This window comes from Salinimicrobium terrae DSM 17865, from assembly GCF_000424665.1.
Classification (GTDB): domain Bacteria; phylum Bacteroidota; class Bacteroidia; order Flavobacteriales; family Flavobacteriaceae; genus Salinimicrobium; species Salinimicrobium terrae.
Genome location: NZ_AUKI01000011.1, coordinates 528,949 through 540,584, shown reverse-complemented (window position 1 = coordinate 540,584; position 11,636 = coordinate 528,949). Strand labels below are relative to the sequence as shown.

Annotated in this window: 7 protein-coding genes; 6 read left to right on the top strand and 1 reads right to left on the bottom strand. The window is 40.8% G+C overall.

The window, feature by feature from the left end; translation table 11 throughout:
* Positions 1 to 9: 9 nt before the first annotated feature.
* From H148_RS0104980 to bglX, 6 genes are read left to right on the top strand one after another with little or no spacing between them, the layout of a single operon-like run.
* Positions 10 to 1,845: a sodium:solute symporter family protein gene (locus H148_RS0104980; protein WP_029033821.1), complete on the top strand. Its 1,836-nt coding sequence runs from the start codon at positions 10 to 12 to the stop codon at positions 1,843 to 1,845.
* Between the two features lie 43 nt (positions 1,846 to 1,888).
* Entirely contained in the window at positions 1,889 to 3,052 is a 1,164-nt protein-coding gene (locus tag H148_RS0104975; protein ID WP_037324616.1) for a glycoside hydrolase family 130 protein, read from the top strand.
* On the top strand, positions 3,052 to 4,242 hold the full coding sequence (locus H148_RS0104970; protein WP_029033819.1) for an AGE family epimerase/isomerase: 1,191 nt from the start codon (positions 3,052 to 3,054) through the stop codon (positions 4,240 to 4,242). Before H148_RS0104975 ends, H148_RS0104970 begins: the two co-directional genes overlap by 1 nt.
* A 3-nt stretch (positions 4,243 to 4,245) precedes the next feature.
* On the top strand, positions 4,246 to 5,496 hold the full coding sequence (locus H148_RS0104965; protein WP_029033818.1) for a glycoside hydrolase family 26 protein: 1,251 nt from the start codon (positions 4,246 to 4,248) through the stop codon (positions 5,494 to 5,496).
* A 15-nt stretch (positions 5,497 to 5,511) separates the two neighbouring features.
* Complete coding sequence (locus H148_RS0104960; RefSeq protein ID WP_029033817.1) at positions 5,512 to 6,828, top strand: glycoside hydrolase 5 family protein; 1,317 nt, start codon at positions 5,512 to 5,514, stop codon at positions 6,826 to 6,828.
* Between the two features lie 41 nt (positions 6,829 to 6,869).
* A complete protein-coding gene (gene bglX / locus H148_RS17250) occupies positions 6,870 to 9,206 on the top strand; it encodes a beta-glucosidase BglX (protein ID WP_037324614.1) in 2,337 nt (778 codons plus the stop codon).
* Positions 9,207 to 9,374: 168 nt separating this feature from the next.
* Here the strand turns inward: bglX and H148_RS17245 are convergent, their stop codons facing one another.
* Entirely contained in the window at positions 9,375 to 11,510 is a 2,136-nt protein-coding gene (locus H148_RS17245) for a CRTAC1 family protein (RefSeq protein WP_051286185.1), read from the bottom strand.
* Positions 11,511 to 11,636: the final 126 nt, after the last annotated feature.

The window sequence follows — 11,636 nt, the reverse complement described above, 5'->3', positions numbered from 1 at the left end:
TAGTCCCCTATGTTACAAGGTTTAGACATTGCAATAATCTTAGCTTATCTGGTTGGCACCATTCTCATTGGTCTTGCACTTAGAAAGAAAGCGCAGAAAAGTAAGGATGATTATCTATTAGGAGGCAAGGACCTGCCCTGGTATATGCTCGGACTTTCTAATGCTTCCGGAATGTTCGATATTTCCGGCACCATGTGGCTGGTGACTTTGACCTTTGTATATGGTCTTAAAAGTATTTGGATTCCCTGGCTCTGGCCGGTTTTTAACCAGGTGTTTTTAATGGTATTCCTCGCCACCTGGCTTCGCCGCTCCCAAGTCACAACAGGTGCAGAATGGATTCATTTTCGCTTCGGAAGAGGGAAAGGTGGGAACCGTTCCCATAGTATTATTGTCATTTTTGCCATTTTAAGCTGTTTAGGTTTTCTAGCCTATGGCTTTATTGGTCTCGGGAAATTTGTGGAAATTTTCATTCCGTGGGAAGTGGTTTCCGCATATATTCCTTTCGATGTTCCGGCGCTCTATATTCCCCATTTCTACGGAATTGTTTTTACTTTGTTTGCTGTATTTTATTCCATCTTGGGAGGTATGTCGGGTATTGTGTGGACAGATCTTCTACAGTATTCCATCATGACCGTTTCTTCAATTGCTATTGCAGTTATCGCCTGGCAAGCGATGGGAGAGAGCACTATGAATGTGCCGGAGGGTTGGATGGATCCTCTTTTTGGTTGGAATCTGGACATTGACTGGACCGGAATTATTGATGAAGTAAACGTGAAGATTGCTCAGGATCAATATTCCCTGTTCGGCCTCTTTTTTATGCTCATGGTTTTCAAAGGAATACTCTCCAGTATTGCCGGGCCTGCACCAAATTATGATATGCAGAAGATCCTTTCTACAAAGTCCCCTTTGGAAGCTGCCAAGATGAGCGGGTTTGCTATTGTAGCTTTGATGCCTACAAGATATTTGATGGTAGGTGGTTTCTCTGTTTTAGCAATTATTTTTTACAATGATCTAAATCTTGAAACAGCCGGAATCCTGGATTTTGAGAAAATTTTACCGGCAGCTATTAGTCAGTTTGTGCCGGTGGGATTACTTGGTTTGCTATTGGCAGGACTTTTAGCGGCTTTTATGTCCACTTTTGCAGGAACTTTGAATGCCGCACAGGCATATATCGTGAACGATATTTACCTCAAGCGAAATCCCGATGCCTCTCCAACCAAGGTGAAAAACATGAACTACGGAAGCGGAATGCTGGTGGTACTTGTAAGTATTATTCTGGGCTTCTTCGTGCTCGACGTAAACTCCATTCTACAATGGATCGTTTCGGCGCTCTACGGTAGCTATGTCATTTCCAACACCCTCAAATGGTACTGGTGGCGATTTAACGGAGAAGGCTACTTCTGGGGAATGGTTTCCGGGATTATTCCGGCAATGATTTTTCCGCTGGTTACAGATACTCTTGATCTTTATTATTTCCCGGCTATTCTGGTGATATCGTTGATTGGAAGTATTATAGGAACGTATTCTGCTCCACCTACGAATGAAAAAATCCTTACCGATTTTTATAAAAAAACCCGTCCCTGGGGATTTTGGAAACCTGTACTGAACAAGGTCAAAGAACAGGATCCCGGATTTACTAAAAATTCAAATTTTTCAAGGGATATGTTCAACGTTTTCATTGGTGTGATTGCGCAGACGCTTTTGGTGATAATCCCGCTGTATCTCATTTTACATGACAATATTTCCATGATAGTTTCATTGGTCGTTCTTATAATATGTGTGGTGATCCTTAAAAAGAATTGGTGGGATCATATCAAAAAAGAATCCGGTGTAAACATTAAATAACATTCAGTATAATTCTTACAAAAAATAAAGCAAAAAGAAGTTAATGAGTAAAATACCTCAATACGAAAAGCTGATAAAAGAGCATAAAGAGTTTATTCAAATCCCGAATAAACCTTTGGAGCAATCCAACGGAATTGTCCATCGTTATCAAAATCCTGTTGTCACAGCAGCCCATGCACCCCTTCACTGGAGGTATGACTTTAATGCTGAAACTAATCCGTTAGGATTAGAAAGAATCGGTGTTAATGCCACTTTTAATCCGGGAGCCATAAAGTGGAATGGAAAATATGTTTTGTGCGTCAGGGTAGAAGGGAATGATAGAAAGTCATTTTTTGCGCTGACCGAAAGCTCTAATGGCGTTGACAATTTTGAATTCTGGGACAAACCTGTTGAGCTACCACAAACTGGAGAACCCGATACCAATGTATACGACATGAGGCTAACCCAGCATGAAGACGGCTGGATCTACGGAGTTTTTTGTACAGAGCGTAAAGATAAAAGTAACCCCGATACCAGCGCAGCAGTTGCGAATGCGGGAATTGTTAGAACTAAAGATCTTGTAAATTGGGAAAGACTTCCCGATTTAATTTCAACTTCAGGTCAACAAAGAAATGTCGTCATGCATCCGGAATTTGTCAATGGGAAATACGCTTTGTACACCCGCCCGCAGGATGGATTTATTGAAGTTGGAAAAGGTGGCGGTATTGGTCTGGGGTATATTTCAGACATGTCTAATCCAGCTTTGGAAAACGAGAAGATCATCAACCACAAGGTCTATCATACGGTTTATGAATTGAAAAATGGTTTGGGACCTGCACCGATAAAAACTGAAGAGGGTTGGCTACATCTTGCCCACGGTGTTAGAAACACAGCCGGAGGTTTGAGATATACCCTTTACCTTTTCATGACCGATCTCAATGATATTTCTAAAGTAATTCACCAGCCTGCGGGTTACTTTATGGCTCCAAATTATGACGAGACAGTTGGGGATGTGCCGAATGTACTGTTCGGAAATGGGTGGATCAAAGACAACGATGGAAAAATTTTCATCTATTACGCATCATCAGACACACGCTGCCATGTTGCAGTTTCTTCAATAGATAAGTTGGTGGATTATGTAAAGAATACCCCGGAAGATGGTCTTACATCACGAGCTTCGGTAAACGCGATCGTAGCTCTTGTAAACAGGAATAAAGAAGTAAGGTAATGACAAATTCCGTAGCACAATTAAAAACCGAACTTTCAGAAGAACTGGAAAATATCCTGGAATACTGGATAAATTTTAGTGTGGATGAAAAAAATGGCGGTTTTGTTGGGCAAAGGGATCATTACAATAAAGAAATACAGGGCGCTCCAAAAGGGATAATTCTCAATACCCGAATTCTATGGACATTTTCTGCCGTTGCTAATCATAAAACCGAAAAATCAGCTGTGCTGAGATCCCTGGCCGACCGTGCTTACGGGTATCTAAAAAAGGCATTTCAGGATGACATTTTTGGTGGCGTGTTTTGGGAATTGGATGCTGGAGGAAATCCTATTAATAGAAGAAAGCAGATCTATGCCCAGGCTTTTGCCATTTATGCACTTTCGGAATATTATATTCTTTCCGAAGATAAAGATGCTAAGGAATGGGCGTTAGAGCTTTTTGGAATGGTCGAAAAATACGCAAGGGAGAGAGAATTCAATGGTTATCTGGAAGCTTTTCAGGAGGATTGGTCTCCAATTGAAGACATGCGGCTGAGTGAAAAGGATAAGAATTCGGCCAAAACCATGAATACCCATTTGCATGTGCTGGAGGCTTACACTACGCTCTACAAGATCATAAAAGCTGATGCTGTAAAAGAAGCCCTTGATAATCTGATCGAACTTTTTCTTGAGAAGTTTTATGAATCTAAAAATCAGCATTTTCAGCTATTTTTTGATAATAGGTGGAACCGGGAAGGAAATATTGTTTCTTATGGGCACGACATCGAAGCCATCTGGCTCATGATCGAAGCCGCAAAGACATCAGGAAACAAGGAATTAATTTACAGGGCAGAAGGGATTGCTGTGCCTGTAGCAGAAACTTTTTTAAAGGAAGGGTATGTCTCCGGGAAAGGAGTTGTCAACGAAAAGGATCTGGATTCCGGGGAAATTGATACCGATCGCCACTGGTGGCCACAAGCCGAAGCTCTGGTTGGGCTTGATTATGCTTTAAAAATTTCTGGAGAAAAGAAATTTAGAGACGCGATTTTGGATATCTGGAAGTTCACCCGGGAAAATATTATTGATCACGAAAATGGTGAATGGTTCTTCAGAGTAAATGATATTAATCAACCTTATGTGCAGGAGGATAAATTGGGGATGTGGAAATGTCCTTATCACAATTCCCGTGCATGTATGGTCTTAACGAAATAAACCATGAAAAAAATATTTCTTTTTATGTTCATGTCATTGGTTCTTGCCGGGTGTAGCGAAGACAATGACCCAATTAATCCTGATCCGGATCCTGTAGATCCAGTGAGCCCGGTTGATCCAGTAGACCCACCGGAAGAGGAGGATTTTATCCTCCAGCCCGAAGATACCAGGACTTACATGGTTGATGCTGCAGCTACAGAAGAAACCGTTGCACTTTTCTATCGTCTAAAAACCCTGTCCAGAACCAATTTTATTGTAGGGCAGCAGGATGCCTTTAATGCATTTTTCGGCAATAATGGCGGAGATTCAGACATAAAAAAGGTCACAGGTAGCGATCCGGGTATGCTGGGATCGGACTTTATGTTCATTACAGACGACAATAACAACGGGGAACCCAACAATTGGTTTTATCAACAGGAACAGCAGATAATTGCAGATGCTGTTGAAGCTTACAACAAGGGAATGGTTAATCATTTTACCTGGCACTTAAGAGAGCCTTATGCAGGTGATCATTTCTACGCAGAAGACATGACCGCATTTCAACGGGAAAATGCATTTACCAGCATACTTCCGGGAGGTGCCAATCATGAATATTACAAAGAAAAACTACAGAAAGTTGCCCAGGTAACTAAAAGTCTAAAAGGGAGTGACGGAAAATTAATTCCTATAATTTTCAGACCTTTTCATGAGTTCGATGGAGGATGGTTCTGGTGGGGGGCTCCTTATGTTAGTGCGCAGGAATTCAAGACCCTCTGGAGGTTTACCGTAGAATATTTAAGGGATGAGCTTGAAGTGAATAATATTCTCTATGCCTATGCTCCCGATAATTCTTATACGACGGCGGCTACCTACCTGCAGAGATATCCGGGAGATGAGTATGTAGATATTCTGGGTATGGATAACTACGGCGACTTTTTACCCGGAGATGCTTCAAAACTTGCGGCTGCAAACGCGAAACTTAGAATGGTTTCAGAACTGGCAAAAGAAAAAGTGAAGATTGCGGCAATGACCGAAACCGGATTCTTTGTTCCGAACAACCCTTTGCCGGCAAATTTTTATTCAGAAAATCTTTACGAGGTGCTTACCGATAATTATATTCAGATTGGTTTTGTGATGTTCTGGTCGAATGCAGAAAACATTTATACCATTCCTGTGCCGGGACTGGATGGTGAAGAAGATTTCCTGGAATTCATTCAGAAGGAGGAGCCGCTGCTACTTCATGAAATGCCGAATATGTATAACATCCCTAATTAATTTCAAATTTTCACCATGAAAAAAGCATTTTTTATAATTCTAACTTCAGCATTTTTTCTTAGCTCTTGTGGCAGCATGAAAACTGTAGATGAAAGACCGGAGCTTATCACTGTGAAAGATGGGGTCTTTTACAAGGGCAACGAACCTTATTATTTTGTAGGTGCGAATTACTGGTATGGCCCCCTCATTGGAGCGCAAAATATTGGCGACAGGGAGAGGCTCATTAAGGAGCTTGACCTTATGAAGAGTAAAGGAATAGACAACCTGAGAATTTTAGTGGGTGCAGAAGGTGGTACCCAGGATTTTCAGGTCAAGCCTGCACTTCAGCCTCAACAAGGTGAGTATAACGAAGACCTGCTGGCCGGGCTTGATTTTCTTCTGGCCGAAATGGCAAAAAGAGATATGTATGCTGTTTTATATCTCAACAACAATTGGATATGGTCTGGTGGTATGTCGGCCTATCTTGAATGGAATGGATATGGTGAGGTTGCAAACCCATTTTTGGAGAAGTACTCATGGGATGATTATTTTCAATACACCCAACAGTTTCACACATGTACTCCCTGTCGGGAAGCTTTTATGGATCACGTGAAATTTATTATTGGCAGAACGAATCAATACACCGGCCTAAAATATACAGATGATACTACCATTATGTCCTGGCAGGTGGCCAATGAACCACGAATCTTCACCGAGGAGGACAGGGAGCCGTTCAGGGACTGGCTTGCAGAGGTAGTTGATCTTCTTGATGCTTTAGATCCCAATACCCTTGTTTCCACCGGGGCCGAAGGAAAAGCCAGCTATCTGCAGGACCTTAATGAATTTGAAAGCTTGCACTCCAATCCAAAAATAGATTATTTAACTGCTCATATGTGGCCAAAGAACTGGGGTTGGTATGACATTGAGAATGAAAAAGAAAGTCTGCAAGTTTCAATTGAAAATGCTTACGCTTATATTACTGAGCATGTTGAGGTCGCACAGAAATTGAACAAACCTATTGTGCTTTCAGAATTTGGTTTTCCCAGAAAAAAAGAAAGTTTATCTTTGAGTGCATCTGTTGAAAACAGGAATGAATTTTATGAAGCTCTCTTTATTAAACTAAAGGAAAGTTATGAGAGAAGAGGAGTTTTAGCAGGAGCAAATTTTTGGGGATTTGGCGGATTCGCTGAAACTGATCAAAAACGTGGAAAGTGGGAAGTGGGAGATGACTTTAGTGGAGACCCACCACAAGAGCCACAGGGCTTAAATACCGTGTTTGCACAGGATGAATCTACCCTCCAACTAATTAAACAGTATAACCAAATAGTTAATCCTGAAGCTGTTAAAAATTAGACTGAGGTCAGGATTTGATATAAACTCCTAATTTTTTTACAATGAAAATTAAATTTTCTTATTTACTGCTATTCTGTACTTCGCTTTCAATTACGGCTTGCAGTGCCCAGCAAAATAAAACAGATGATATTATGCCACAAAACGAACCTAAGGCTGTTGCTCTGCATAACGACCCGTATGCCAAAAAAATAGATTCCTTGTTGAGTATCATGACACTGGAAGAAAAAGCCGGGCAAATGAACCAATATAATGGCTTTTGGGAAGTGACCGGCCCTGCGCCAAAAGACGGGGATGCTGCTTTAAAGTACGAGCACCTGAGAAATGGTCGGGTTGGTTCCATGTTGACTGTACGGGGAGTGGATCAGGTTAGAGCCGTGCAGGAATTGGTAGTGGAAGAAAGCCGACTTGGAATTCCGCTTATCATTGGATTTGATGTGATTCACGGCTACAAAACCCTTAGCCCAATTCCTTTGGCTGAAGCTGCAAGTTGGGATATGGATGCAATAAAAAGATCGGCTGAAGTTGGGGCTGCGGAAGCTGCTGCTTCAGGAATCAACTGGACTTTTGCACCAATGGTTGACGTTTCACGAGATGCCAGATGGGGCCGCGTGATGGAAGGCGGAGGAGAAGATCCTTACCTGGGGAGTAAGATCGCAGCTGCAAGAGTAAAAGGTTTCCAGGGAGAAGATCTTTCAGATCCTCTTACGGTTGCTGCTACCGCAAAACATTTCGCAGGTTATGGTTTTGCTGAAGCGGGTCGCGAGTACAACAAAGCAGACATAGGAAACTCAACTTTATATAATATTATATTACCACCATTCAGGGCTGCGGAAGAAGCAGGAGTCAGGACGTTTATGACAGGTTTTAATACCCTTGATGAGATTCCTGTGACCGGAAATGAATTTATTTTAAGAGACATCCTGAAAGGAAAGTGGGGCTTTGATGGCTTTGTAATCTCAGATTATGCTTCTATTGAGGAAATGGTTACTCATGGTTTTGTAAGAGATGAGAAAATGGCTACTAAACAAGCCATTAGGGCAGGAGTAGATATGGATATGGAATCTTATTCCTATGTAAATGAGATCATGGCACTGGTAGAAGAAGGAAAACTGGATGAAGCGCTTGTTGACGATGCGGTGAGAAGAATTCTTCGGGTGAAATATGAACTGGGTCTTATGGATGATCCTTACAAATATTTAGATAAAGAAAGAGAGGCTGAAGTTGTTGGTAATCCCGCTCACCATGAAGCTGTACTGGATATGGCTAAGAAGTCAATTGTACTTCTTAAAAACGAAAGAAACCTCCTTCCGCTGAAGAAAAACGGACAAAAAATTGCCCTTATTGGAGATTTGGCAGATGATAAGAACAGTCCGCTTGGAAGCTGGAGAATAGCATCAGACGATAATACCGCGGTTTCTGTTCTTGAAGGAATGCAGAAATATGAAGGTAATGAACTTACTTTTGAACAGGGAGCTCAATTGGTAGTGGGAGAGGAGTCTTTTTTAACGGAGGTTAATTTCAATACTACCGATAAAAGTGGATTCCCTGCAGCTGTCGAGGCAGCTAAAAATGCAGACGTGGTGGTAATGGTTCTTGGGGAGCATGGATTCCAGAGCGGGGAAGGAAGAAGCCGTACGAATCTTGACCTTCCGGGCGTACAGCAGGAACTTCTTGAAAAAGTATATGAAGCCAACAAGAATGTAGTGCTTGTTTTAAATAATGGAAGACCTCTTGCCATTGACTGGGCTGCAGAAAATATTCCGGCTATTGTCGAAGCATGGCAATTGGGTACAGAAACCGGAAATGCAGTCGCGCAGGTTCTTTATGGGGACTATAATCCAAGCGGAAAATTACCTATGACTTTCCCACGAAATATAGGGCAGACTCCAATTTACTACAATCACCAAAATACAGGTCGTCCTGAAGATCCTGCACCGGGAGAGGAAAGAGTGTGGTGGTCTCATTACATGGATGTGGAAAATACTCCGCTCTATCCTTTTGGATATGGATTAAGTTATACCACTTTCAACTACGATAATCTAAAATTAAACAAGGATCAGTATGAAATGGGAGAGGATGTTCAGGTTTCAGTGGATCTTACCAACACCGGGAACTATGACGGGAAGGAAGTAGTACAGCTTTATATCAGAGATCTTTATGGGAGCACAGTGAGGCCTGTAAGAGAACTTAAAGGTTTTGAACTGGTGAACCTTAAAAAGGGAGAAAAAAGGACAATAAACTTTACGCTGACTGAAGATGAACTTGGCTTTTATACCAATGATGGGGAATACGTGGTAGAACCTGGAGAATTTGAAGTTTTTGTGGGAGGAAACTCCGTGGAGACATTGAAAACTTCATTTATGCTTGGGGAAGAATAATGACGCACGACTTTTATCTGCTAACCCCTCCTAAAACCAGAAAGAGAAATAAAACCTGAAGGAGCAGGACCGCCGGGAGGTGTTGTAAATAAAGTTTCATGTACAAAACAAAAGATACCCGTCAAAAATGCCATTTTTGACGGGTATCTTTTTTCTGCTTTTTCTAAATTACATCGAGATGGGCTGTAGATCTAATTCTTCTGCTTTAGCTTTACCTTCTTTAATTTTGTAGAAGGTATTTAAATCCAGGTTTCTAAATATTTGTTTGTTATTGCTGCCGGCCCAGTGCACCTTAACCTCCTGGATTGCCGATGCTTTGCCTAAACCTATTTGTGCTCTTAAAGTAGAAGCGCCAAAGCTACCTCCTGAACTTATCGTTTGAAAGATGGAGCGTTTTATCCCTTCTTCCATAATTATGACTTCGATCTTACTGCCAATGGCTCCTCTGTTTGCCTTTGTTCCTTCCAGCTTTAACGTAATCCAATTGTTATCATCCTGATATGGATTTATATAGACTGAATTAAAAAAATTATCCCCTACATAGGCTCCTCCCATGACCACGTGGATATCCTGGTCCCCATCATTATCAATATCTGAAAATGAGACGCCGTGACCTTTCTGAATATGCCCTAAACCTCCGGCAGTGGTCACATCCTGGAAGTCTTTTCCGGAATTATTGCGAAAAACCCTGTTTGGAATAATAGATTCAAAATTTACTTCTCCTGTGCTTAGGTAGATGTCGGGATAACCATCATTGTCTAGATCCCCATAATTGGCGCCCATGGCATAACCAACTTTGTTCAATCCTACTTCAGAAGAGACATCAGTAAAAAAGCCTTTATTATTTTTGTAAAGGCGCATAGTTTCCGCCTTATTTGGTTCTTTTAAATATTCTTTCACTATATCCGGAACAATAGTGTGAAAATCGCTTCTTCTATAACCGGCCACAAAAATATCCACCCATCCATCATTGTTGTAGTCAAAGGACCAGGTGGGAAAACTCGAAATTTTTTCCTTTAATCCCCTGCGGGATCCTTCTTCCTTAAAACTTATGTTCCCGTTTTTATCTTTTCCCTGGTTTATGTATAACAAATTTTTGCTTGAAGAATGAAGCGTGGAAACATAAATATCCATCCATCCGTCATTATTAAAATCTCCACTGGTCACTCCTTTTACATAGTAAGGTTCCTCTTCACTACTCACAGTAAGACCTGCACTGGTAGTTAAATTTGAAAAAGTTCCATCTCCATTATTTCTATAAAATTCAGAAGGATGAAAATCATCTTTGTCCGACTCATTTCCAATAAACATATCAATCCATCCATCATTGTCAAAATCGGCCCAGGTTGCCGTTTGAGTAGGATGAAAAGAAAGTAGGCCTGCCTCTATCGTAACATCGGTAAAGGTATTATCTCCATTATTTCTTAATAGGGAATTTGGGTGTTTGCCTAAAGTTCCCATCCAGGCACCTCTTAAAATAAAAACATCCAGAAAACCGTCATTATTATAGTCGGCCGGCACCATGTTCAAACCTCCCTTAACTTCTTCTAAACCTGCAGATGCGGTCTTTTCTATAAAACCACCTTTTCCATCATTGATAAAGTAATTAAGTTTACCAGATGGAAACCAACTTGAAACAAGCACGTCTAAAAGATTATCATTATTAAAATCATCTACTATACTTCCTCCCGATAAATCATTAACATTCAGACCAAGTTGAGGAGCTTTATCTTCGAACTTTTTTAAAGGATATTCCGATTCAAAAACACTTTCAGGAATTAACCATTTTTCAGGTACCCCTTCAGGATATTCTCCCAATGTCATATAGGCAATATTTAAAATCCAGAGACTATTGTAATCATGTGAATTCTGCCGTAAAAACTCCTCAAAAAGTTGAATAGCTTTTCTGGATCCTTCCGGAACCTGATGATAACCTTCAGGATCAATTGGAATAATACAGGACGCCGAAGCCTTATGATGATGTATGCAATTTTGTTGTTCCCCCAGGCGCATGTAGGCAAGAGCCAGTTTTGGGCCAATCTTTTCTTCTTCAAAGGCTTCCAGTTGATATCGTAACGTACCCATATTACTTTCCTTCCATAACCTTTCCAGAATCTCAATGGCATCTTTGGTTCTACCTGCATAAAGTAGTGCGTCAGCTTTTTTGAGGTTATAACGTTCTTTTTGATTTTGAGGGGCTATTCTGGAAAGACTATCGAAATAAGCAATTCTTAAAGGAGATGCATAAATATTTTCAGGAATATAAAATTGTTCTTCAGCTGTTCTATTTATTATTTCGGGCATGGTTTTCTGATTGTCACATGAAACAAATAGCAGAAATAGAATAAAAATATTGCCATTTATGCACTTTATAATATTATTCATCTTCTTGATTTTCAAGTAAAAAATTAGAGAGTATATTCTTTATGT

Coding starts and splice junctions, on each gene's coding strand:
- H148_RS0104980 (WP_029033821.1), top strand. CDS start 10: ATGTTACAAGGTTTAGACATTGCAATAATCTTAGCTTATCTGGTTGGC.
- H148_RS0104975 (WP_037324616.1), top strand. CDS start 1,889: ATGAGTAAAATACCTCAATACGAAAAGCTGATAAAAGAGCATAAAGAG.
- H148_RS0104970 (WP_029033819.1), top strand. CDS start 3,052: ATGACAAATTCCGTAGCACAATTAAAAACCGAACTTTCAGAAGAACTG.
- H148_RS0104965 (WP_029033818.1), top strand. CDS start 4,246: ATGAAAAAAATATTTCTTTTTATGTTCATGTCATTGGTTCTTGCCGGG.
- H148_RS0104960 (WP_029033817.1), top strand. CDS start 5,512: ATGAAAAAAGCATTTTTTATAATTCTAACTTCAGCATTTTTTCTTAGC.
- bglX (WP_037324614.1), top strand. CDS start 6,870: ATGAAAATTAAATTTTCTTATTTACTGCTATTCTGTACTTCGCTTTCA.
- H148_RS17245 (WP_051286185.1), bottom strand. CDS start 11,510: ATGCCCGAAATAATAAATAGAACAGCTGAAGAACAATTTTATATTCCT.